Origin of the sequence: Archaeoglobus sulfaticallidus PM70-1 (genome assembly GCF_000385565.1) — an archaeon.
Taxonomy (GTDB): domain Archaea; phylum Halobacteriota; class Archaeoglobi; order Archaeoglobales; family Archaeoglobaceae; genus Archaeoglobus_A; species Archaeoglobus_A sulfaticallidus.
Genome location: NC_021169.1, coordinates 253,110 through 275,278 on the forward strand (window position 1 = coordinate 253,110; position 22,169 = coordinate 275,278).

Consider the following 22,169-nt stretch of genomic DNA (forward strand, 5'->3'; position numbering starts at 1 on the left):
CTCTGATATGAAGGTTGCCGTTGTTGGTGTTCAGGGCGATGTGGAGGAACATGTCCTAGCAGTAAAGAGGGCATTTGACAGGCTCGGCATAAACGGAGAAGTTGAGGCCACTAGGAAGTACGGCATCGTTTCGAACAGCGATGCAGTCATAATTCCTGGAGGGGAGAGCACAACGATAAGCAAGCTGATATTCAGAGAATCCATATCCGAAGAAATTCTTGATCTGGCCAAGGATGGCAAGCCTGTAATGGGCACATGTGCAGGGCTCATCCTGCTTTCAAAGCATGGAGATGAGCAGGTTGAAAAAACAGGCACACAATTGCTCGAACTGCTGGATGTGCATGTTAGGAGAAATGCCTTCGGCAGGCAGAGGGAAAGCTTTCAGGTAAGGCTTGAAATAAAAGGAATAGGAGAGTTCGATGCAGTGTTCATCCGGGCTCCGGTGATAACAGAAGTTGGAGAGAGGGTTGATGTTCTAGCGAGGTATGACAACCACATTGTTGCTGTCAGAGAGGACAACATCCTTGGCCTGTCCTTCCATCCCGAGCTAACCAGTGATACGCGGGTTCATGAGTACTTCATCAAAATGATTCCCTGACTACCTTTTTCCTTTCATATTTGAGACACTCTCTTCATAGCTCTTTATCATTGGAAGCCTCAGCCTCAATGCTGTGTTAGGTATTGGATATCTTATACCTCTTCTGTGCGTTTTTTCGAGGTTTTCGGCAATTTTCTGCCCCATCTCGTAGGGGAATGAGAACGCTATCTCGTCATCCTGAGTGAGTCCAAAAAGTCTGTCTCCATAACACGGAATAACCAGTCTGGGCTTTTTCTCGATGTACGCCTCGAGAAACTCTGCACAGGCACCCCTCCCAAGGATTTTCGTCTCAAAAGCTCCTCCCTTATCGTGCAGAACTGCATGAACCAGCCTCAGGATTTGAGCTGGATTACCATAAACTACAACGAAGTCAACCTCACTGCACCTGTTCAATGGAGCTACAACACATCCCTCAAACCTCTCGGCGAGCTTTGGCACGGCATCTTCAAAAGCCGGGGCAACATCCATTGTCTCCGCATATCCAGCATCGTATGCCAGTTTACCGGAGTTGTATAGCTCATCGGGTTCAGCAAAACCGTATGCAACTATTCCCAGTGGACAGGTTGTGTTTATGTCAAAGTAAACCGTCCAGCCGTACTTTCTGGCAAGGTTGTATGCCTGACATATCGCTATGTCCGGGATTACTCTGGCTTTTTCAGGAACCTCTTCTTTGCTCTTCACAAACCTGAATCCTAAGGGAAATGTTTGCACCCTGAGATATCTCTCTATAACCTCTCCAAGCTCATTTGCATTCATACTCGTCAGTTTGAAATTATCATTGAAAATCCTTTCGATTTTAGTGAACAAATCATAAACATTACAGCAAAGCTTTAAAAAACTGACAGCCTAAACCTATCGGATGGACAAAAAAAGGCCTGACATCGATACATACTTTATGAGTATTGCAAAGCTCGTAGCATCCAGATCTACCTGTTTAAGGCAGAATGTCGGGGCGGTTATAGTCAAGGACAAGAGAATTCTGTCCACGGGATACAACGGTGCACCAACCGGACTCGCTCACTGCCTGGATATAGGCTGTCTGAGGGAGGAGCTGAACATAGCTTCAGGAGAGAGGCATGAGCTTTGCAGGGCGGTTCATGCTGAGCAGAATGCGATAATTCAGGCTGCAGTTCATGGAGTCAGTATAGCCGGAGCAACGCTGTACACAACCCACCAGCCGTGCATAATGTGCGCGAAGATGATAATCAATGCGAAGATCAAAAAGGTGATATACGGCAAAAAGTATCCTGATGAGAGGGGTCTTCAGTTTCTGAAAGATGCCAATATAGAGATTATATACATTCCATCAGAGTGATTTTGAGAGTAGGAGGCATAAAATCTTATCGATTTTTCATTAACTTCTTATCAGGCACCCAAATTTAAACCAACCTCCGAAAATAAGAGAAAAAGTTATTAGTGAGTTGTTAAACAATTTTTACATGGCAGTATATGTTGTTGGACATAAAAGTCCGGACACGGATTCCGTCTGTTCTGCAATAGCCTATGCGGAATTGAAGAAAAAGGTGGGGGTGGATGCTGTACCGGCTAGACAGGGGGACCTCAATCCAGAAACAACATTCGTTCTTGAGAAATTCGGCTTTGATGTGCCCGAGCTTGTAACCGATGCTACGGGCAAGAGGGTAATCCTTGTGGATCACAGCGAGGTTGCACAGTCACTGGATAACCTCGACAAGGGAGAGATTGTTGAGATAGTGGATCACCACAAGATCGGTGATGTCACAACACCAAACCCGATATTCTACCTCAACATGCCAGTTGGATCAACAGCAACTGTGGTCAAAAAGCTCTATGAGGATGCTGGTGTTGAGATAAGCAAAGAAATTGCTGGAATTCTGCTCGCATCGATTTTGAGCGATACGGTAATTCTGAAGTCCGCCACAACAACTGATATTGATCGCAAAGCAGCAGAGGAGCTTGCCAAGATAGCTGGAGTGGATGACATTCAGGAACTCGGAATGGAGATGTTCAAGAGGAAGTCAGAGCTTGAGGGCAAGTCAGCAAAGGATCTGCTCTTCAGGGACTTCAAGAATTTCGACATGTCCGGAAACAAGGTTGGCATTGGTCAGATAGAGGTTGTGTCTCTCTCCCTGCTCGACAACTTCAAGGATGCCCTCTACGAGGAGATGCAGAAGCTTAAGGAGGCTGAAGGCTACCACAGCATCTTCCTGATGTTGACGGATATCATCCAGGAAGGTACCGAGCTCCTGTGCGTTACAGATGATCCCGAGGTAGTTAAGAAGGCATTCGACAAGGAGATCGAGGGAAGATCTGTCTGGCTGCCGGGAGTAATGAGCAGGAAGAAGCAGGTTGTTCCAAACTTCGAGAAGGCCTTCTCTTCATAAATTTTTTATTATTTTCTGAATTTATGGGAAGCTGGGAGAGCTTCATCTGTTTTTGAGGTCCTGTTGACATTGAGAAGTGAAATCCGTACCCTATAAATCTTCTTCAGAGACTACTTTTATCCCATGTTTTTTCAGTAAAGCTGTTGTAACACCATCTCCCCTAATTACGGTTCCTGTAAAAGTCCCATCATAAATCTGACCACAACCACACGATGGACTCCTCTGTTTTAGAATCGCTTCTTTAACATCAAACAACTTTGCGATTTTTAAAACCTGTTTTGCACCTCTTACAAGATTTTCAGTGATATCTTTTCCTGATCTTGTAACTACACTCTCTCCTCTTAGCTCTGACTGTTCTCTTGGAGTGGGTAAACCACCCAACTGTTCTGGGCAGACCGGGATTAAGACCTCTTTTCTCGCTAATTCCAGAACTTTTTTACTGGGTTTGCTTCTGCCATCATATCTGCAGTTTATTCCTAACAAACAGGCACTGCAAAGTTTCATAATCATAAATTAAATTAGAAGATTTAATAAATTTTTTCTTTGAAATCTGGAGCCGACTGAACATAACATTCTGGATAGACCATACAGAGTGGAGCCCTGCTGCAGGATATCGTGCTGAACCAAGGTTTTTGACATTTTTCATTTCTCGGCAATGAATAACAGAACCTCTAAAAAGATAAATAATCTCTGACCAACAGATTTTTGTGGACAGCATTTCAAAGATCTACCTGCTAAGAAAATTCAGGGAGTACTATTCAAAGGCAGATATAAAACCTCCACCAAATTTCGAGAAAAGAGAGTGGGCTTTTGTTCCGCTCGAAATCCTCCCAGACTTTTTCATGCACCGCCACATATCATTCAAAAGTTTTGAGGAGTTCAAGGCATCGATCATAAACTCTCCCCCAGCACATGTTTACTACTCCTCAGCGTGCTACGAAAAGCCGGATGAGGTTATGGAAAAGAAAGGCTGGCTGTATGCAGATCTGATATTCGATATCGATGCAGACCACATACCGGCAAAGAGTAAGGATATGGATGAGCTTATTGATATTGCAAAAAAAGAAATCGTCAGGCTTTCCGAGCTACTGTCGAAGGACTTCGGCGTGAGCGATAGCGAAATGAGAATCGTGTTCTCTGGTGGGAGGGGTTATCACCTGCATGTTTATGATGAAGGGTTATCCATACTCGGATCTGCTGAGAGGAGGGAGATAGTCGATTACATACTCCTGACCCAGCCAGATATGTACGCGGACAGCCTTCAATCGAGGAGGTTAAGAGTCTGCTTCATCTCATTTCTGAGGAATTTAATGAAAAAAGATAAGTTGAAAGAGTATCTAAAAAGCTTGGGAATAAGAAAAACAGATATTATTGAATCTGATCTCAGAAGACTCGTTGAAGACAGCAGAGCTTTCATCAGGGGGGATTACAGGATAGAAGATAAGGTGAGGAGCAAATCCAAAAAACTGAATTCCATGATCGAACAGATTGTTAGCTCATGCATATCAAAGCTCTCAATCCACATCGATGCTCCGGTCACAGCAGATATCAAGAGGCTGATCAGACTTCCCGGCTCGATTCATGGAAAAAGCGGTTTGAAAGCAATGGAAGTTAGCTTAAACGATATAGAGGACTTTAACCCGTTTCGAGATGCGTTAGCTTTTGGTGATGAGAATGTGAAAATAACTGTGTTAAAGAGCGTTAAAGTTAAGATGAACGATGAATTTTTTAAGTTGAAGAGCGGTGAGAGGGTTGATGTGCCGGAGTATCTGGCAGTCCATCTTATCTGCAGGGGGTTAGCAAGATATGGACATTGATGAACTGCTGATAATTCTTGAGAAAAATAGGACTAAACTTACGAAGATAGATGACGATTTCTACGACAGGATAAAAGATGAAATCAGAAAGCTTGAAAAAATGAGAGATCGTGCTGACGATGAGGAGATTTCAAGAATAAACGATAACATAAGAACGCTCCGAAGGATACTCAAGAAAATTTTTGAAACACGAACAAGCAAAATCATCAGGATTGCCTGGAGCATGGTATGCGGTAATTCAGAGAGCACGGAAAATTTAAACTCAGGGGAGAAAGAGTTGCTTTTCAGGCTTGTTGAGGTTATTAAAAACTACAAGGAGCGTATAATGTCGTATCCGGAGAAAGATGTACATTATGAGCAAGTCAGGGAAGAAAAAATAGAGAAGATCGAGAATGACTATGTTCTCGTGAGGGTTAAAACAAGTATAGACGAGTTTGAAGGCGTTGATGGAAAAACATATAAATTGAGTCGGGAGGATGTAGTTACACTTCCAAGATTAAATGCTAAGGCACTCATTAAGGCTGATATCGTTGAGATCATCGAAAGTGATGAGGTGAAGATATGAAGTATCCGAAGAAGGTTAGGACTTACTGCAAGTATTGTGGCAGGCACACGATTCATGAAGTTGAAAAGGTAAGCAAAGGCAGGCAGAGTTCTCTCAGATGGATCAACAGGCAGAAGGCGAGAAGGGGTAAGGTCGGAAACCTCGGTAAGTTCAGCAAGGTTCCAGGTGGGGATAAGCCAACGAAGAGAGTTAACATAAGGTTCAGGTGCACAGAGTGCAAGAAGGCTGAGCACAGGCCTACATGGAGAGCTAAGAGATTTGAACTCGTCTGATGGGGGGTGATGTTCATGAAGAAGAGCAAGTTTATCAGGGTTAAGTGCCCGGATTGTGAGAATCTGCAGGTAATTTTTGATCATCCTTCCATCGATGTGAAGTGCCTGATCTGCGGGAGGACTCTGGCCGAGCATACCGGTGGAAAGGGAGAGATAAAGGCTGAGATAGTTGAAGTGCTCGAGTGACTTGAGGAGTCTGATCGAGAAAGTAAGAGCAGTCAAGCCAATAATCCATCGGGAAGTCAATAGAAGAATTAACGAGTTTTTATCTTTTAGGCACAAGGGTAACGAGTTCTGGTTTAGCGAACTCTGTTTTTGCATTTTAACTGCCAACTCCTCAGCGGAGTTGGGCATTAGGATTCAAAAAGAGCTTGGTTTTGATGGATTCTATTATATGGATAAGGAAAAGCTTTCTGAGAGGTTAAAAGATCTTGGACACAGATTCTACAACAAGAGAGCAGAGTACATCGTTCTCGCGAGAAGGTTCAGAAACATAAAGGACATAATACAGGATATCGTGCACTCTTCAGGAGAATTTGAGGCAAGAGAATGGTTGGTTAGAAATGTAAAGGGTTTGGGTTATAAGGAGGCCAGCCACTTCATGAGAAATGTTGGATATCTGAATTTTGCGATCCTTGACAGGCACATACTGAAGCTTTTAAGCAGCGAGGGGATTATAGAAAAACCGAAAACACTGAGCAGGAGAAAGTATCTTGAGATCGAGAAAGTTTTTGTGGAGATTGCCGAAAAGCTCTCGATGAGCCCGGGAGAACTGGATCTAAATCTGTGGTATCTCTCAACAGGCAAGGTTCTAAAGTGACGAGTGATAAGATCTACGAACATAACTATAATGAACAATAATAACAATTGGTTCTTAAAGAGTTTCTTGGTGAAAATTCTTTTAATTAAAGTTTTAGTGAGCCCTCAGGTTATAAGGTATAAAGGAGAGGTGGTTGTTTATTGAATAACCGTGAAAAAATATATATACTCTTCAGATTAAATCTTTGGAAAAGATTTGGGAGGTATTTGAATGGAACTTGAGCTTACACAAATTCAGAAGGACATCCTGTATGCCCTGATCACGCTATACAAAAAGAAGATAGGATTGTCAATAAAAGGTGAAGAAATTGCCGAACTGATCAACAGGAATCCCGGAACGGTAAGAAACCAGATGCAGGCTTTAAGAGCTTTGGGTCTTGTCGAGGGTGTTCCCGGACCAAAGGGAGGTTACAAACCAACAGCAAAGGCTTACGAGCTTTTATCTGTGACGAAGCCAGAGGAAGCAGTTAGAGTGCCGGTAATCAGAAATGACGAGTTGCTGGAGGATCTGTCGGTAGAGGAACTTGATTTTCCGTCAATATCCCATCCTGAGGTATGTCAGGCCAGAATAAGGGTTGTAGGAGATATAAAGAAGATAACCGTCGGAGACAGGATTCTTGTTGGCCCAACACCGGTAAACGAGATGATAGTTTCCGGAAAGGTCAGCGGGAGGGATGATACAGCGAATACAATAATAATCGACACTGAGAGCATAGTAGCCCTGCCTAAGGATACGATTGGGGAGCATATGTCATCTCCGCTGATTACAGTTGATAAGGACATGATTGTCAGGGATGCTACAAAGATACTGAGCGAGAAGAAGATTTACTGCGCTCCAGTAAAGTCTGATGGGTCTTTAATCGGAATATTCACATTGGAACATGCTGTTAAAGCTATAGCTGAGGATAAGCTCGATGCGAGGGTTGAAGAAGTTATGAGACCAAAGATCGTGACTGCAGAGAAGGATACAAAGATAAGAGAGGCCATAAGACTGATGAGAGACGAAGATGTCAGGGTTCTTATCGTGACAGATAGGGGCAATCCAATCGGGATAATAACCGACCAGAAGGTTCTGACAAGGTTGCTACCACCGTTTGTGGTTGAGAAATTTTAATTCAACAAATATTTTTAATTTTTCTGAATAAGATTTTGTGTGCTGTAGTATATAATCCTAGCTGAATCTATGCTAATACCATACCACACTAATCCCACAACAGAAAGATTTTTTAAGCCCGATAAATTTCCTTAGCAAGAGGGGCGGTAGGGTAGCCTGGTTATCCTTCCGGCTTTGGGAGCCGGCGACCGGAGTTCAAATCTCCGCCGCCCCACTTTTTGTTGGTTTGTCAGTCAAGATTACCGGTAGTTTTAATTAGAATGATGTGTTTTAGCTCTTTGATTTGTTTTTCCTTTTAGGATCTTCTACTAGTCCGCCATCCAATCCCCACCAACACACCTCTACACCTCAAACAGACAATTAATCAAATTTTTGTTAAGTTTTTCTCACAAGGAATTGAAGGATGGGTTGTAAAAGTCTGAATAAGACACCCGATTTACAATTATTTAACAAATTGTCAAAAATTAACCTTATTTAGTATCGTCTTGTATATTATCTTGGGGCGATTGATATGGAGAAGAAAAACATCAAGATTACGGGAATGAGTTGTGCATCGTGCGTTAAAGCTATCGAAACCGCCCTAAGGAAGCTCGAAGGAGTTGAGAATGTATCTGTCAATCTCGCTACTGAATCAGCCTATGTTGAATATGATCCTTCCAAGATCAGTCTTGAAAAGATGATTGAGACCATAAAAAGTATAGGCTACAGCGTTTTAGAAGACGAGAAAGCCATAACTGTGAAGATAGGTGGAATGAGCTGTGCCATGTGTGCTAAATCCATAGAAACCACTGTAAGCAAACTGCCTGGAGTTAAGAGTGTCAGCGTTAACCTTTCCACAGAATCTGCTCGAATCATTTTTGATTCATCAACTACAAGCTTGGAAGATATAAAACAGGCGATAGAGAGCGTCGGCTACAGGTTCCTCGGGGTTGAAGGAGAAGAGAAGAGTAAAGAGGAAGGGGAAGATCATATCACGCAGATGAAGAGAAGACTTTTCTTCGCCGCTGCAACAGGAGCAGTTCTCCTCATTCTGACCTATGGGAGATTTATCGGCCTAAGTGTACCTTACAACAGCTGGATACAGCTGATTCTCGCAACACCCGTGATGCTTTACTCTGGCAGGAGCATGTTTTCAGCGGCAGCAAGAGCTCTCAGAAACAGAATGCTGAACATGGATGTTATGTATTCAATGGGTGTTGGAAGTGCTTTTGCAGCAAGTGTCCTCTCAACTCTCGGCTTTCTACCGGAAGACTATCTCTTCTTCGAGACCTCAGTCCTGCTTTTAGCCTTCCTTTTACTCGGCAGAACTCTGGAGGCGGTTGCGAAAGGGAAAACAAGTGAGGCTATAAAGAAGCTGATGGGTCTGCAGGCAAAGACAGCAGTTGTGGTCAGAGATGGTAGAGAAATTGTTGTGTCAGTTGAGGATGTTAAAGTTGGAGACATCGTAATAGTCAAACCGGGAGAAAAAATACCTGTTGACGGTGTGGTAATAGAGGGAGAAAGCTATGTTGACGAGTCGATGATCACAGGCGAACCAACTCCAAATCTCAAGAAGGTTAGCGATGAGGTCATCGCAGCTACAATAAACAAGAACAGCTTTCTGAAGATAAGAGCTACAAGAGTCGGGAAGGATACACTGCTTGCACAGATCATAAAACTGGTGGAGGAGGCAGTGGGCAGCAAGCCTCCGATACAGAGATTAGCTGATAAAATAGTTACTTACTTCATTCCAGCGGTTCTGACAATAGCAGTTGGCTCTTTTGTCTACTGGTATTTCATCGCCGATGCTCCGGCAATATTCGCCTTCACAACCCTCGTTGCAGTTCTGGTAATAGCATGTCCCTGTGCTTTTGGTTTAGCAACACCTACAGCTTTAACTGTTGGAATGGGTAAGGGTGCAGAGCTCGGAATACTGATAAAGCATGGAGAAGCTCTTGAGATTGCAAGAAAAGTAAGTATCGTTGTCTTTGACAAGACGGGCACTCTTACAAAAGGCAGGCCGGAAGTTACAGATGTGACAGCTTTCGATGGAAGCGAAAAGGAAGTGTTGAAAATCGCCGCGATAGCAGAAAAGAGAAGCGAACATCCGCTGGCAGAAGCGATAGTGCGGAAGGCTGAAGCTGAGAAAATAAGTGTTGAAGAGCCTGAGAAGTTCGAGATTATCGCAGGTAAGGGGGTCGTTGCCTCGTTCAATGGTAATCGCATACTGGTTGGCAGCAGAAAACTGATGGTTGAAAACGGGCTTGCCGTTGATAAGAAGGTGGAGGATGCTTTACAGAAACTTGAAATGGAGGCAAAAACAGCAATACTCGTTGCTTCAAACGACAGAATTGTTGGAGTTATTGGTATAGCAGATACGCTGAAAGAATCTGCTTTGGAGGCTATAGATGAACTCCACAAAATGGGCAAGAAAGTGGCAATGATAACCGGCGATAACAAAAGGACTGCCACGGTAATTGCTAAAAAACTTGGAATAGATTTTGTTCTTGCCGAAATTCTGCCTCATCAGAAAGCTGAGGAGGTTAAAAGATTGCAGGAAAGCGGGGAAATAGTTGCATTCGTTGGTGATGGTATAAACGATGCTCCTGCTTTGGCTCAGGCAGATCTCGGCATTGCCATTGGAAGTGGCACAGACATAGCTATTGAGAGCGGCGAAATTGTGCTGATGAGGGATGATTTGAGAGATGTGGTTGCAGCTATTCAGCTCAGCGAGAAGACACTGAACAAGATCAAACAGAACCTTTTCTGGGCGATGATATACAACTCCATGCTAATCCCAGCAGCGGCGGGTTTGCTGTATCCTATCTTTGGAGTGGTCTTCAGACCTGAATGGGCTGGAGCAGCGATGGCGATGAGCAGTGTCAGCGTTGTGACAAACTCCCTGCTGATGAAGAACTACATTCCGCCGGTCAGGAAGTTCAGGAAGTGATTGAATGAACGAGATTTGTAAAGAGTGTGGAAGTGGAGGGATGAAACCCCTCTAGCAGGTGTTGTGAGTGGTATTTGAGAAAGTATGGCAAAATTGTGAATAAAGGGGTAGGAGGTGGGAGTGTGAAGAAAGTCAGACTTGAGCTCTCCGGGCTTTCGTGTGGTGGCTGTGTAGGTGTTGTTAAGGCAGCTCTCGAGAACGCTGGAGCGAGGGTGGAGAGAATTACTCTCAACGAAGCAGAAATTGAGATAGGGGAAGGAGAGGACTTGGAGAAATATTTGAGAGCTGTCAAAGATGCGGGCTACGAGGCGAGGCTGAAAGAGTGAGAGTTCAAGCGAAGGTAGGAGAAGACAGGAAAAGGTACAACAGAATAGCAGCAATTTATGAGATTGCCGAGGCACCAATGGAACTCTTTTTATCTAAAAAATGGAGAAAGTACCTTTTCGAGAGAATCAACCCCTGTGAGGGCGATCGAATACTGGAGATTGGAGTTGGAACAGGGAAAAATGTCCCGTATTACAGGGATGGACACTATATCGCTGTAGATATAAGCGAGAAAATGATTTTTAAGGCTAAGGAGAGAGTGAGAAACTCCACCAAAGATGTGCAACTCATTGTCAGTGATGCAGAATCACTACCTTTTAAAGATGATGTCTTCGACATCGTTTTCACAACTTTTGTCTTCTGCTCTGTGGAGAATCCGATAAAGGGTTTGAAGGAAGCATACAGAGTTCTCAAACCAGATGGCAGAGCTTTCTTCCTCGAACACATGTTGCCCAAGAATCGTTTAATCCAGCCGATCTTTCATCTGCTGAACCCCATTGCGAGAATGATGGGTCCTGAGATAAACAGGAAGACGGACGAAAATATAAGAAAGGCAGGGTTCAGCATAGTAAAAGAGGAGCATCTTTTAGGCACAGTTTTCAGACTAGTTGAAGCAGAAAAAGTCTGAATGAAAAACCGGTTTCGTTTCATCACAGGTTGAAGTTCACATACACTAATATTTCTGTCCACCTGCAGGGTTTCTGATCTCTTTAGCACTCCAGCCTTATTACATCTCATTCTTCACTCTTCTGAGTTTTGTCGAATACGAGTGTATACTTATTGAATACGCAGAAGAGAGCTAGTATTGATACTGGTTGGATGGTGAGACTGCTCATGGCTTGAGTATAGACGGGAAGCTCAGCATCGATTACAAAAGAGTCTTGGATAATTTTATTTAGATTGCACTTTTAAAGCAGAATATCTCCGTCTAATAGTTCATTTAATGTCCTCGCAATAGCTTACATTGACCGTGAGACATACTCTGAGACTGAGAGTATTTTTACCTATTTTTGCAATCCCTTAACCACTCACTCAAATATATTTTGTAAGTCTTACCGAATCTCTCTCTGACTATCAGATCCCTCTCTTCGAGTTTTTTCATTATCATTGAAATTTTTGACTGTGAGAATCCCGTCCTGAAGTGCAGCGAATCCTGAGTTATTCCTTCATTATCGTGTATGATTCTCAGAATCTTGGCTTCATCATCGTTGAGAAGTCTGAGAGCGACGCTAAGCTTCTCATTATCTTTTCGCTCATTTTGATTCTCTTCATGATTTTTCAGATTCGTGTCTCTCTCCAAATTGCTCACTTCCGAGCTTGAAGTTTTCACAAGTGAGAGAATTATCATCGCAAGCCCCAGAAGTCCAAGAATGAATGGTAGGTAACTCATGTAGTACGGCCCCATCATCATATAGTGGTGTAGATTCGGAAAAAGAAGGAACGAAGTGAATAGAAAGAAGGCTCCACCAATTAACAAAACAAATTCTGCATTATTAAGCTCTGATATGCTTTTTACCTGAAGTTTCCCAGACATTTTAACACTGTAAAGTTAAATGAATATATGAGCGTTTTGGTGTTTTGGACACGTAAACCTAATCAAAAAATAAAAGATAGTATATATAACCGAATAATATGCTAAAAGTAAAAGATTTAGTAAAAGAACTCAGCAGCTTTGAGAGAGACAATATACCTCTTGGGTGAATCACCCCTCGCTTGCGCAAGAGCTTCCGGGCGGGTTTGCATAAGCCTTACCCCCGTAGGGGACACAACCCCTTGCTACTCCTATCCGTCCAATACAGCAGACTCGGAGCTACCTTTGAGCTTTCGGAAGACTCTCAAATCTACTTACTTGCTTGAGGCCGGACGCAGTATCCCTTAAAAACTACTTCTTGATGATAGCCCTCGCAGAGCTCACATCTGCGTTTATCAGCCCGATTACGGATTTGAACAGGCCACGCTTTATCCTTCTCCAGGGTTCTCGTCATGGCAATTGAAATCTTAAATCAGCGTTCACTCCTTCGTTTTCAGTTAAAAGGAGTTTGCTTCTATAGATGACCAGAATGAAACGTTAGGTTTCTGTTTAAAACGTTCTGAAAGATCTCGAAGCTTCTTTTTTCCAAGTTTTAGCACACAACATCTTTTGCCTTTGAGGTGAAACACTGATTGAGGTGATGCGAGATGGATTGGAAAAAGGTTGGAGTTGTAATAGTAGCAATAGCAGCAGTTGCTGCGGTAGTATATACGGCAACTGCAACACCATTTGGATGGAGAGGATATGGATACGGAATGCCGATGGGCATGGGTGGAATGATGGGATACGGAATGCCAATGATGGGAGGACCAATGATGGGAGGATATGGAGCTGGATATGGTATGCCAGCGTATGACTACCAGTATCCACAGGACCCATCGAATCAGAACCAGAATATCAACGAAACTTCTGAACAGTATCCTCAGACATACAATGTGCCCTACGGATACTACGGAGGATGGCACTGCCCAATGATGGGGTACTGGTAAACTGATTTAGCTCTATTATTTTTTAATTTTTGGAGGAGGTGAAAAATGTTCTGCAGGCACTCCCGACACAAACACGAAACGGAGACGAATGACAAAACAAAAGATCCAGTTTGTGGCATGGTAATAGACAGAGAAAAGGCAGTCAGTAAATCAGAATATATGGGTAAAACATACTACTTCTGCTCTCTTGACTGCAAAAAGACTTTCGATGAGAATCCTGAGAAGTATCTAAAAAAGAGATCGAGTGCATCAGGACACAGCTGCTGTTGACAAACTTATTTTTATTAAATATTTTTTAATATAAGTTACAAATGAGCGTGCTAACTCTCAGAAACTAGCAGATGCTTCGGAAGGTTGAGAATAGAAGGTAAACCAAATTTAAGGAGGAGTTTACATGGTTAAAAAGGCAATCTTACCAGTTTTATCCGTTATGCTCGTCCTGTTGATTTCAAATGCTAACGCTCAAATTGTTAACGCTCAGGCTGAAAAAAGTTTCAGGGATTCTCCAACCAAGATAGTATACATTGAAGCATTTCAATTTGGATTTACTGTAAGGGCTATCCAAGAAGGCTCTGAACTGAAAGTATATCCTAAAGGTTCGGAACCCAGTGTTTTAGAAGTTAATAAGGGAGATAGAGTTCTATTCAGAGTAATTTCAAGGGATGTCACCCATGGTTTCTATATTGATGGCTACACACCCTCACCCTCGGATCAAAAGATCTTTGTGTTGCCGGGTAGAGTTCTGGAAGTCGGTCCAATAACTTTTGACAGGGAAGGAAAGTTCAAGCTTCGCTGCTCTGTAACCTGCGGGCCGCTGCATCCATTTATGGTTATGGACATAGTGGTCAAGCCGAACATACCCTACCACATCCTCATAATATCCACGCTCGCGGTAGGTGGATTTACGCTACTGTACCTTCAGAGAAAACCCGAAAATAAACTGCTTGGAGGTCACGAAAGGGAGGTTGACATACTCAAAGCGAGGTTTATTGGTCCTATACTTGAAAAGATCCTCAAATGGAGAGGACTCCAGCTCTCGCTAATTCTACCCAGTATCTTCTTCTTCACTCTCGTTATTGTAGCCGGTTTCTTTGGAAACCCCACAGGTAATAGAAATTTTTCGATTGCTGTGGTTTGGATTCTCTGGTTTGCAATCGTAGAGTTCACAATACTTTTTGCGGGAAGATTCTGGTGTGCAGCATGCCCCATCCCTGTACTTGGTGAGTGGATTGCGAGAAGAAGAATCGTTGGTGTCAGCGAGCTCAAAATAAAAAGGAGGTGGCCAAGGGCTTTTAACAACATGTGGGTATCTGTTATCGGGTTCTTCGTACTCTCTCTATTCCTCCCATGGCTCGTAACAAGACCGCTCGTAACAGCAGTGGTATTTTTAACCCTTGTTATTGCTGCAACGCTGCTCTACACCCTATATCCGGGGAGGTACTTCTGCCGGCACATATGTCCGGCAAGCGGCTACATCGGATATCACTCCAATGTCTCCATTTTATCAGTTAGATCGAGAGATAGAGAGATCTGCCGATCTCACAAAAGTAAAGACTGTATCAAAGGGAATTCAAAGGGCTATGGATGCCCATGGAAGCTCTATCCTGGCGGAAACTGTGAGAACACTTACTGCGGGGAGTGCTTTGAGTGCATTAAATCCTGTCCTAAAAACAACATGACGGTGAAAATCAGAATGATTGGAAAAGACCTTCCAAAAATTGCTGCAAAAGCGAAAAACAGATTTGATGAGGCCTGGATGGGTTTCACAAGGTTTGTACTAGCTATATTCTATGAGCTAATCTTCTTCGGATCATACTACTGGCTGAAAGACTGGGGGAATATGAGCAACGTTTACGGTGCGAACCTCGAAACTGCAAGACTGTTAATCCCTCCACCGTGGGGAGTTATTAACTGGATCAAGTGGGCATTGCTCGTTTCAACACTCGCACTCGTTGCCTATCCAGCAGTTTTCTATGCCTTCTCATGGATTTCCAAAAAGGTCGCTGACACCAGAATGCCTGCAAAGCAGATTTTCCTCTCTTTCAGCTATGCTCTTGCTCCTTACGGACTCTTTGTATGGATAGCATTCGCGGTATCACTGCTCGCAGTATTCTGGGCTTACCCGCTAACAGCTTTTTCAGACCCGTTTGGCTGGGGATGGAATTTTGGTACAGAATTTGAATGGAGTCCGCTTTATCCTGAATGGCTTCCTTTCCTTCAGGCTCCCCTGATATTTACTGGACTCGCACTTGCAATAATCACTACATATAGCATAGCGAAAGAGCTGTTCGGTGAGCATCACAGGGCTTTCAGGGCAACAGCAGTGGTGAGCTTATTGCATATCATTTCTGCTCTGATCCTGATAAAAGTTATTGCGGGGTGAGAGGATGAAAATTTTCTGGGAGATAGTAGCTTTATCGCTTGTTGTTCTCGCTTTGGCATTACCTCTCGCACTTTTGAGCATGGACAGAGAGTTCTTAGCTGAAGAGAACGGCACGGTTGTGATACGGGCTTACATAGCAGAGGCTGGAGGCTTTAAGCCAAACCTCGTTGTGGTTGAGAAGGGGCAGAAAGTGAGACTCATTGTGGAAAGCATGGATGTCGTTCACGGCTTCACAATTCCAAGCTTGGGCATCAACACCGGACCTATAGATGTTGGAAAGAGAAAGGTAATTGAATTCGTGGCAGAAAAGGAAGGTATATACTTTTTCGGATGCTCCGTGCGGTGCAGTCCCTACCACTTCTTCATGCGGGGGATTATAATTGTAAAATAAAGCCAGTAGTGAGAGCTACAGGTGTTATTTAATTTCTGAATAGGGCTTCCTTTATCCCATCTTTTTCTATCTTTTTAACCGCCTTCTTTAAGATCTTGAATTTTTGAACTCTGATATCTGCTACAACAGGTAATCCCACTCCGATCACCAATAAGTTACGTGTAAACATTTTGTTTTTAAATTCTTCTATTTTAAACTTTGTTTTCTTATTTAGAGGTTAAAACAGTTATACATGCTCATGAAATTGTGTTTTTAGTGGTCTATAAAATTAGTAAAGCTTGTGTAATTATTATTAAGTTGAGGTTAAAAAAGAGACCCTAATTGAAGAATATGATCCAGATGTGCCAGACAAAAAATTTATAAGTATTTGAACAATTGTTCAAATATGGGAAAGAGTAAAAAGGCACCTGTCTGTAAAGATGAAAGTATTGGGGAGTACATTGAGGTTGTTGCTTCAAGTTTACCACCTGATGAGCGCATAATTGAGCTTTCCGAATTCCTTGAAGCTTTTGGCGACTCCTCGCGCATTAAAATACTCTTAACTTTATCTAAACGCGAACTCTGCACCTGCGATATCTCTGCAATAACTGGCTTATCAGTTTCTGCTGTTTCACATCAGCTCAGAATTCTGAGAGACAAAAAACTGGTAAAGTACAGGCGGGAAGGCAGGAATGTCTACTACAGCTTAGATGATGAACACGTTGCTGCTATTCTGGACACAGCATTGGAACATATTGAAGAGGGAAGTGGAAGGAAATGAAGAAGTGCAAGCTGAAGAACCTTGACTGTGCAAGCTGTGCTGTTAAAATAGAGGAGGAGCTGAAAAAACTGGAAGGCGTAAGGTTCGCTTCTGTAAATTTCTCCACTTCCGAGCTTGTTGTTGATACAGAGGACATCGAGAAAGTCATTGAAACCATAAAGAAAGTGGAACCAGAAGTTGAAATCATAGATCTCGATGAGGATGGTAAGGAAAGAGAGAAGGATGAAGGAGTATCTAAAAAAGAAATCATTCCGATTGTTGTCTCTGCGATTCTGTTCATCTTAGGAGTAACCCTAGAAGGTTTTCTACACCCAATTCCCGCAGCTGAATACACCGTACTTCTTTCAGCCTACCTAATAGTTGGCTGGAGAGTTCTCTGGAAGGCCGCCAGAAACCTTACAAAGGGAATTGTATCTGACGAGAACTTTCTTCTGAGCTTAGCTACCATAGGTGCCATTGCGATCCATGAAATGCCCGAAGCTGTTGGTGTTATGCTCTTCTTCAGAGTGGGGGAACTCTTCCAGGATATCGCAGTGGGAAGGTCCAGGCGCTCAATAAAAGCCCTGCTGGAAATAAAGCCTACCTTTGCAAACCTGAAGGTTGATGGGAAAACAGTAAGGGCAAAGCCGGAGGATGTGAAGGTTGGAGATCTCATTGTTGTCAGGCCCGGAGAGAAAATACCTTTGGATGGTGTTGTGGTTAAAGGCACTTCAGTGGTTGATACCTCTGCCTTAACTGGTGAATCAAAGCCAAGCAGTGTTGCCGAAGGAGATGAAGTCCTTTCAGGTATGGTGAACATGAGCGGTCTTCTTACAGTAAGAGTTACAAAGCCATTCAGCGATTCAACTGTCTCAAGAATACTCCAGCTTGTAGAGGAGGCGGGAAGCAGAAAGGCAAGAGCTGAAAAATTTATAACCCGTTTTGCCCGTTATTACACACCTGCAGTTATAGCCATGGCTGTAAGCATTGCAGCACTTCCACCGCTGATACTTGGTGAACCGTTTACTACATGGATCTATCGTGCCCTCGTTTTGCTCGTCATTTCATGCCCCTGCGCCCTCGTGTTGTCTGTTCCTCTCAGCTACTTCGCCTCCATTGGCAAAGCTGCCAGAGAGGGAATACTGATCAAGGGTGCCAATTTTATCGATGCCCTGAGATCTACAAGAATTGTCGCTTTCGATAAAACTGGAACGCTTACGAAAGGTAGTTTCAGGGTTGCAGAGGTTGTGGCGAAGAATGGATTTAGCAAGGAAAATGTGCTAAAGTTTGCTGCTCTCGTTGAGATGCATTCGAACCATCCCATCGCCAAGTCGATAATCGACGCATATGGGGAGATAGGTGGCTCGGTGAAGAGTTATAAAGAACTTGCAGGAAGAGGCGTTAGAGCAGAAATTGATGACTACACGATAATAGCCGGTAACGATGCTCTGATGCATGAAATGAATATAGAACACGACTCGTGTGATGTTGAAGGGACAGTTGTTCATGTTGCTGTCAATGGGGTTTATGCTGGATATATAATTGTGTCAGATCAGCTGAAAGACGATGCGAGGGAGGCGGTGGAGGATCTGAAAGAACTTGGATGTAGAGTTGTGATGGTCACCGGAGATAGCAGAGAGATCGCCGAAAGAGTCGCTTCTCAGCTGGGTGTTGATGAATATTATGCCGAACTGCTTCCTGAGGATAAAGTGAGGGTTATAGAGGGACTTAAAGCTGAAGATGGCATTGTAGCTTTTGCTGGAGACGGTATAAACGATGCTCCAGTCATAGCCAGAGCAGATGTTGGTATAGCAATGGGGGGACTCGGGAGTGAAGCTGCAATTGAGGTAGCTGATGTCGTCATAATGGATGATAAGCCATCGAAAGTAGCGAGATCCATCAGGCTTTCGCAGCGTACACAGCGCATAGTCTGGCAGAACATAAGCTTTGCTCTGGCTGTAAAGGGATTTTTCATAGCCTTTGGATCTCTTGGAATAGCAACAATGTGGGAGGCGGTCTTTGCCGATGTTGGTGTCACTCTCATTGCTGTCCTCAACTCAATGAGAATTTTAAGGTGACATAGATATTCCATGCGTTTGGCAGCTTTTTCTTTATCTTTTTATCTCTTCACTCATGGTTTGGATAAAGAGGGCTTTGAATAGGAGGTCTTTATAGAAAAGAGGGGTTCTACCCACCATGTTCCGGTTGAGGTATTAGATGCTTTTTCACAGTTTAACATCCGTTTATAACTCTCGCACTAACAGGAATGCTGTATCTTCCTCACATCGTATAGAATTCTCCAGCACTAAGCCTAACTTTTTATTGCTAACCAAAACGATCTGAATATGAAATATGGATGAGAAACAGACGGTTATTCTGTCACTCCTTCCAGAGTGAAGAGTTAATAAATCCTGACATCAAATTTCCGACTCATGTTCACCGTAACAAATTATATCAAAAACCGGAAAACAATACTTACCATATCATTTTCAAGATTATCAGATGCTCTTGGAGGGGGTGCAGTTTACTTCGCCTTGCCACTGCTAATAGCAGAAATAAATGAAACTGAAATTCCTAATGCTTTTCTTTCCGGAATTGTTATTGCCATCTGGGGGATAATTGCGACTCTTGTCCAGCCAGTACTGGGGTTTTTCATTGATAGGTATGGTAGAGTAAAGAAGATACTTTTCTCAGGACTGCTTTTAACCACACTTGTTCTTTATTCCTACACGTTCGTTAGAGACCTTCTCTCACTGATTTCTGTAAGAGTTGCTCTTGGTTTTACAGAAGCTATGGTTATGGTCTCATCCGTGGTAATAATCGCTTCAATCTCTAAAAAAAGTAATAGAGGAGAAAATTTTGGTTTGTTTTATACTGTGACTGATATTGGATTTGCTGTCTCACCTGTTCTCGCTGGATTCTTGCTTGAATTTTATGGATTTAATGAAGTCTTTGTTTCAGGAGCTTTACTCACTTTAGTAAGTGCAGTACTTGTTTTGAAGCTAGTTCCAAAAGTTGATAAAATCAATGTAAATGACAGAGGGAATGAGAAACCATCACCTGAGATTTTTGTCATCTCCCTCTCCCTTTTCTTTACAATATGTGCCCTCTCCTCATATGTTCCTCTTGAAGAGTCGTTTTTTAAATACATGGCATTAACCCCATTAACATTTGGAATTACATATTCAGCATATATAATTACAAGAACGTTTTTTAACACTCCAGCAGGAAATTTAAGTGATAAAATTGGGAGAAAAAAGATTTTTGTTATCGGAACAATCCTGCTTGGATTATCAACAATCGCTGTACCCTTTTGCAAAAATTTTGAGCAGTTTGTAATTCTAAGAACTCTGCAGGGAGTGTTAGTTGCATTTGTTTATTCTCCCGCAACAGCCCTTGTAGCTGATAAAAGTGAACAGAACCTAGGACTGGGTATGAGCATAACGAATTCCTCTCTAACCCTTGGACTTGCCTTTGGGCCAATAATAGCCGGATTTCTTGGAGGATATATTGGATTTCAGTCTCCATTCTATATTTTTGGTTTTCTTATAGTTCTATCCGGTATTCTCTCTCAGCTCAGGGTTTCAGAAGAATTTAAATTTAAGCTGGATTAACTTAGTAGAAACTCTTTCCTATTTCACATCCTTTTGATATACCACAAGTTAAACTGTCAAAAAAGAAAAAAGAGAAACTCTAACCCCTCTTGAAATCCTTCAAAATGCTCTCCCCGGCAATCAACCCGGTAACTGCAGCACCGACTATTCCCCTGCTAACTCCTGCCCCATCTCCAATGGCATAAATATCTTTCAGGTTTGTTCTCATCTCAGAGTCAACCTCAAGCTTCAGCGAGTAGAACTTGATCTCCGGAGCATACAGCAGTGTGGAATCGTCTGCGACTCCAGGTATAACCTTGTCAAGCTGCTCAAGAGCATCCAGAATATCCGTAACAACCCTTCCAGGATATGCCAAGCTGATATCTCCAGGAATTGCCTTTTTGAGGGTTGGTCTGACGAGTATGTTATTCCTTATTCTGTTCTCTGTGCTCCTTCTCCCAAGCCTGAGGTCTTTCAGCCTCTGCACTATCGGATTCCCTCCTCCAAGCTTGGTCGTTATTCTCGCCAGATCCCTGCCCCACTCGTTCGGATGTTCAAACGGCTCTGTGAACTTGTAATGTCCAAGCAATGCGAAATTTGAGTTGTTTGTTTTCTCCTTAGCCTTGCTGTGTCCATTCACAAGACAGAAACTACCATAATCCTCCCTGATAACCCACCCTCTCGGGCATGTGCAGAATGTTCTAAGGTAGTCATCATGCTTTTTCGTTATAACCCTCAGCTTGGGATCGTATATTACTGAAGTTATCTCATCCATAATGGAGGCTGGAACTTCCACCCTCACTCCAACATCTATCGCTCTCGCTTCGGAGGCTTTACTCAGCTTCATTCCATATTTAACTGCCCACTCTTCAAGCCACTTCGCTCCTCCCCTTCCAACACCGATGATCAGCTTGTCATATTCATATTCCTCTCCATCAGCAGTGTAAATCTTCTTTTCATTAGGATTTATGTCAACAACCGTTTTATTCGTGAATATCTTAACTCCATTTCCAAGAAGGTAATCCTCGATATTCTTTATCACCTTTGGTAGTTCATCACTGCCAACATGCCTTTGCTTTAGTGGAACGAACTCTATTCCTGCGGAATTCGCTTTTCTTAGGAACTTGGTGAGCTTGTCATCATCCATGCCGTAAACCTCATCTGGAGCCCCGTTCTCGAGGAAGATGGAGTCGACCTCATCCATCTTTTTAAGCAGATAATCTGGATCGATAAGCCCGAGAAAATCCCCTCCAACAGTATAGCTGGAGGGATACTCAGGTTTCACAAAGTTGAGCTTACCATCCGATAATCCACCAGCCCCCCCAACTCCAGATGTTATGTTGCAGGGATCGCATTTAATGCAGTAGGTCTCCGCAAGATCGCTCGGGCACTTTCTTTTGTCGATGTTTCTACCCATCTCAAAAATAGCAACGCTTGCTTTACTGGCCAGTTTATGAGCGGCAAACATCCCTCCGGGTCCAGCACCTATAATTATTACATCAAATTTCATACATTTTTACCCTCTTTACAGGAAGGTTATTTAACACTTTCCAATATTTTCGATACCCTTTAGAAATTGGCACACCCTCTTTGTATGGTATTATTAAAAGCTATTTTATAAAATCTACAAAAATAACTACTATAACAATCGACACTGTCAGCGTGCTAATGCTAAATTAACGATTAATCTGAACTATAACGAAAAAAATAGAAAAATTTAAATCCTTAATTATTTTTACTTT

23 protein-coding genes, 1 tRNA gene and 1 pseudogene are annotated in these 22,169 nt (G+C 42.9%); 20 read left to right on the plus strand and 5 right to left on the minus strand.

Annotated elements, in window-relative coordinates; genetic code table 11:
* Positions 1 to 7: 7 nt before the first annotated feature.
* Positions 8 to 598 (plus strand): pyridoxal 5'-phosphate synthase glutaminase subunit PdxT, encoded by a 591-nt coding sequence (gene pdxT, locus ASULF_RS01425; RefSeq protein WP_015589915.1) that lies wholly within the window; start codon positions 8 to 10, stop codon positions 596 to 598.
* On the opposite strand, the gene ASULF_RS01430 is transcribed toward pdxT, so the two are convergent.
* Positions 599 to 1,354: a DUF169 domain-containing protein gene (locus tag ASULF_RS01430; protein ID WP_015589916.1), complete on the minus strand. Its 756-nt coding sequence runs from the start codon at positions 1,352 to 1,354 to the stop codon at positions 599 to 601.
* A gap of 103 nt (positions 1,355 to 1,457) precedes the next feature.
* On the opposite strand from ASULF_RS01430, the gene ASULF_RS01435 reads away from it, so the two are divergent.
* Together ASULF_RS01435 and ASULF_RS01440 are read left to right on the plus strand one after the other, a co-directional pair.
* A complete protein-coding gene (locus ASULF_RS01435; protein ID WP_015589917.1) occupies positions 1,458 to 1,913 on the plus strand; it encodes a deoxycytidylate deaminase in 456 nt (151 codons plus the stop codon).
* A gap of 124 nt (positions 1,914 to 2,037) precedes the next feature.
* Entirely contained in the window at positions 2,038 to 2,961 is a 924-nt protein-coding gene (locus ASULF_RS01440; RefSeq protein ID WP_015589918.1) for a manganese-dependent inorganic pyrophosphatase, read from the plus strand.
* A gap of 90 nt (positions 2,962 to 3,051) precedes the next feature.
* Here the strand turns inward: ASULF_RS01440 and ASULF_RS01445 are convergent, their stop codons facing one another.
* Entirely contained in the window at positions 3,052 to 3,465 is a 414-nt protein-coding gene (locus ASULF_RS01445; RefSeq protein ID WP_015589919.1) for a DUF523 domain-containing protein, read from the minus strand.
* A 203-nt stretch (positions 3,466 to 3,668) separates the two neighbouring features.
* On the opposite strand from ASULF_RS01445, the gene priS reads away from it, so the two are divergent.
* From priS to ASULF_RS01495, 10 genes are all read left to right on the plus strand, one after another.
* Complete coding sequence (gene priS, locus ASULF_RS01450) at positions 3,669 to 4,778, plus strand: DNA primase catalytic subunit PriS (RefSeq protein ID WP_015589920.1); 1,110 nt, start codon at positions 3,669 to 3,671, stop codon at positions 4,776 to 4,778.
* Positions 4,768 to 5,343, plus strand: a complete 576-nt coding sequence (locus ASULF_RS01455) for a hypothetical protein (protein WP_015589921.1) — start codon at positions 4,768 to 4,770, stop codon at positions 5,341 to 5,343. The genes priS and ASULF_RS01455 overlap by 11 nt, the downstream gene beginning before the upstream one ends.
* Entirely contained in the window at positions 5,340 to 5,615 is a 276-nt protein-coding gene (locus ASULF_RS01460) for a 50S ribosomal protein L44e (RefSeq protein ID WP_015589922.1), read from the plus strand. Before ASULF_RS01455 ends, ASULF_RS01460 begins: the two co-directional genes overlap by 4 nt.
* A 15-nt stretch (positions 5,616 to 5,630) precedes the next feature.
* Entirely contained in the window at positions 5,631 to 5,801 is a 171-nt protein-coding gene (locus ASULF_RS01465; protein WP_015589923.1) for a 30S ribosomal protein S27e, read from the plus strand.
* On the plus strand, positions 5,785 to 6,435 hold the full coding sequence (locus ASULF_RS01470) for an N-glycosylase/DNA lyase (protein ID WP_236609696.1): 651 nt from the start codon (positions 5,785 to 5,787) through the stop codon (positions 6,433 to 6,435). Before ASULF_RS01465 ends, ASULF_RS01470 begins: the two co-directional genes overlap by 17 nt.
* A gap of 210 nt (positions 6,436 to 6,645) precedes the next feature.
* Positions 6,646 to 7,548 carry a CBS domain-containing protein gene (locus tag ASULF_RS01475; RefSeq protein WP_015589925.1) on the plus strand — a complete coding sequence of 301 codons (903 nt, stop codon included), beginning with the start codon at positions 6,646 to 6,648 and terminating at the stop codon, positions 7,546 to 7,548.
* A gap of 140 nt (positions 7,549 to 7,688) precedes the next feature.
* Positions 7,689 to 7,762: transfer RNA gene (locus ASULF_RS01480), tRNA-Pro, on the plus strand.
* A 297-nt stretch (positions 7,763 to 8,059) separates the two neighbouring features.
* A complete protein-coding gene (locus tag ASULF_RS01485) occupies positions 8,060 to 10,477 on the plus strand; it encodes a heavy metal translocating P-type ATPase (RefSeq protein ID WP_015589926.1) in 2,418 nt (805 codons plus the stop codon).
* Between the two features lie 122 nt (positions 10,478 to 10,599).
* Positions 10,600 to 10,803, plus strand: a complete 204-nt coding sequence (locus tag ASULF_RS01490; RefSeq protein WP_015589927.1) for a hypothetical protein — start codon at positions 10,600 to 10,602, stop codon at positions 10,801 to 10,803.
* Positions 10,800 to 11,429, plus strand: a complete 630-nt coding sequence (locus ASULF_RS01495; RefSeq protein ID WP_015589928.1) for a class I SAM-dependent methyltransferase — start codon at positions 10,800 to 10,802, stop codon at positions 11,427 to 11,429. The genes ASULF_RS01490 and ASULF_RS01495 overlap by 4 nt, the downstream gene beginning before the upstream one ends.
* A 372-nt stretch (positions 11,430 to 11,801) precedes the next feature.
* Here the strand turns inward: ASULF_RS01495 and ASULF_RS01500 are convergent, their stop codons facing one another.
* Complete coding sequence (locus ASULF_RS01500; protein ID WP_015589929.1) at positions 11,802 to 12,335, minus strand: helix-turn-helix transcriptional regulator; 534 nt, start codon at positions 12,333 to 12,335, stop codon at positions 11,802 to 11,804.
* A gap of 168 nt (positions 12,336 to 12,503) precedes the next feature.
* A pseudogene (locus ASULF_RS12380) lies at positions 12,504 to 12,776 on the minus strand (RNA-guided endonuclease InsQ/TnpB family protein); the annotation flags it as partial.
* Positions 12,777 to 12,979: 203 nt separating this feature from the next.
* Here ASULF_RS12380 and ASULF_RS01505 point away from each other — a divergent pair.
* The 7 genes from ASULF_RS01505 to ASULF_RS01535 all read left to right on the plus strand — a co-directional run bounded on the left by ASULF_RS01505 (position 12,980) and on the right by ASULF_RS01535 (position 20,448).
* On the plus strand, positions 12,980 to 13,321 hold the full coding sequence (locus ASULF_RS01505) for a hypothetical protein (RefSeq protein WP_015589930.1): 342 nt from the start codon (positions 12,980 to 12,982) through the stop codon (positions 13,319 to 13,321).
* Positions 13,322 to 13,366: 45 nt separating this feature from the next.
* Positions 13,367 to 13,591, plus strand: a complete 225-nt coding sequence (locus tag ASULF_RS01510; RefSeq protein WP_015589931.1) for a YHS domain-containing protein — start codon at positions 13,367 to 13,369, stop codon at positions 13,589 to 13,591.
* A 124-nt stretch (positions 13,592 to 13,715) separates the two neighbouring features.
* Positions 13,716 to 15,704: a 4Fe-4S binding protein gene (locus ASULF_RS01515; protein ID WP_015589932.1), complete on the plus strand. Its 1,989-nt coding sequence runs from the start codon at positions 13,716 to 13,718 to the stop codon at positions 15,702 to 15,704.
* A gap of 4 nt (positions 15,705 to 15,708) precedes the next feature.
* Positions 15,709 to 16,095 (plus strand): cupredoxin domain-containing protein, encoded by a 387-nt coding sequence (locus ASULF_RS01520; protein ID WP_015589933.1) that lies wholly within the window; start codon positions 15,709 to 15,711, stop codon positions 16,093 to 16,095.
* Positions 16,096 to 16,480: 385 nt separating this feature from the next.
* Positions 16,481 to 16,855, plus strand: a complete 375-nt coding sequence (locus ASULF_RS01525) for an ArsR/SmtB family transcription factor (protein ID WP_015589935.1) — start codon at positions 16,481 to 16,483, stop codon at positions 16,853 to 16,855.
* A complete protein-coding gene (locus ASULF_RS01530; protein ID WP_015589936.1) occupies positions 16,852 to 18,912 on the plus strand; it encodes a heavy metal translocating P-type ATPase in 2,061 nt (686 codons plus the stop codon). Before ASULF_RS01525 ends, ASULF_RS01530 begins: the two co-directional genes overlap by 4 nt.
* A 354-nt stretch (positions 18,913 to 19,266) precedes the next feature.
* A complete protein-coding gene (locus tag ASULF_RS01535; protein WP_015589937.1) occupies positions 19,267 to 20,448 on the plus strand; it encodes an MFS transporter in 1,182 nt (393 codons plus the stop codon).
* Between the two features lie 79 nt (positions 20,449 to 20,527).
* Here ASULF_RS01535 and ASULF_RS01540 read toward each other — a convergent pair whose 3' ends face one another.
* Complete coding sequence (locus ASULF_RS01540; RefSeq protein WP_015589938.1) at positions 20,528 to 21,937, minus strand: NAD(P)/FAD-dependent oxidoreductase; 1,410 nt, start codon at positions 21,935 to 21,937, stop codon at positions 20,528 to 20,530.
* Positions 21,938 to 22,169: the final 232 nt, after the last annotated feature.

Excerpts from the sequence above, each read along its gene's own strand:
- ASULF_RS01525 (WP_015589935.1), top strand. The coding sequence starts at position 16,481 with ATGGGAAAGAGTAAAAAGGCACCTGTCTGTAAAGATGAAAGTATTGGG.
- ASULF_RS01455 (WP_015589921.1), top strand. The coding sequence starts at position 4,768 with ATGGACATTGATGAACTGCTGATAATTCTTGAGAAAAATAGGACTAAA.
- ASULF_RS01540 (WP_015589938.1), bottom strand. The coding sequence starts at position 21,937 with ATGAAATTTGATGTAATAATTATAGGTGCTGGACCCGGAGGGATGTTT.
- ASULF_RS01485 (WP_015589926.1), top strand. The coding sequence starts at position 8,060 with ATGGAGAAGAAAAACATCAAGATTACGGGAATGAGTTGTGCATCGTGC.
- ASULF_RS01430 (WP_015589916.1), bottom strand. The coding sequence starts at position 1,354 with ATGAATGCAAATGAGCTTGGAGAGGTTATAGAGAGATATCTCAGGGTG.
- ASULF_RS01445 (WP_015589919.1), bottom strand. The coding sequence starts at position 3,465 with ATGAAACTTTGCAGTGCCTGTTTGTTAGGAATAAACTGCAGATATGAT.
- ASULF_RS01475 (WP_015589925.1), top strand. The coding sequence starts at position 6,646 with ATGGAACTTGAGCTTACACAAATTCAGAAGGACATCCTGTATGCCCTG.
- ASULF_RS01505 (WP_015589930.1), top strand. The coding sequence starts at position 12,980 with ATGGATTGGAAAAAGGTTGGAGTTGTAATAGTAGCAATAGCAGCAGTT.
- ASULF_RS01530 (WP_015589936.1), top strand. The coding sequence starts at position 16,852 with ATGAAGAAGTGCAAGCTGAAGAACCTTGACTGTGCAAGCTGTGCTGTT.
- ASULF_RS01435 (WP_015589917.1), top strand. The coding sequence starts at position 1,458 with ATGGACAAAAAAAGGCCTGACATCGATACATACTTTATGAGTATTGCA.
- ASULF_RS01460 (WP_015589922.1), top strand. The coding sequence starts at position 5,340 with ATGAAGTATCCGAAGAAGGTTAGGACTTACTGCAAGTATTGTGGCAGG.
- ASULF_RS01510 (WP_015589931.1), top strand. The coding sequence starts at position 13,367 with ATGTTCTGCAGGCACTCCCGACACAAACACGAAACGGAGACGAATGAC.
- ASULF_RS01440 (WP_015589918.1), top strand. The coding sequence starts at position 2,038 with ATGGCAGTATATGTTGTTGGACATAAAAGTCCGGACACGGATTCCGTC.
- ASULF_RS01500 (WP_015589929.1), bottom strand. The coding sequence starts at position 12,335 with ATGTCTGGGAAACTTCAGGTAAAAAGCATATCAGAGCTTAATAATGCA.
- ASULF_RS01520 (WP_015589933.1), top strand. The coding sequence starts at position 15,709 with ATGAAAATTTTCTGGGAGATAGTAGCTTTATCGCTTGTTGTTCTCGCT.
- ASULF_RS01535 (WP_015589937.1), top strand. The coding sequence starts at position 19,267 with ATGTTCACCGTAACAAATTATATCAAAAACCGGAAAACAATACTTACC.
- ASULF_RS01515 (WP_015589932.1), top strand. The coding sequence starts at position 13,716 with ATGGTTAAAAAGGCAATCTTACCAGTTTTATCCGTTATGCTCGTCCTG.
- pdxT (WP_015589915.1), top strand. The coding sequence starts at position 8 with ATGAAGGTTGCCGTTGTTGGTGTTCAGGGCGATGTGGAGGAACATGTC.
- ASULF_RS01465 (WP_015589923.1), top strand. The coding sequence starts at position 5,631 with ATGAAGAAGAGCAAGTTTATCAGGGTTAAGTGCCCGGATTGTGAGAAT.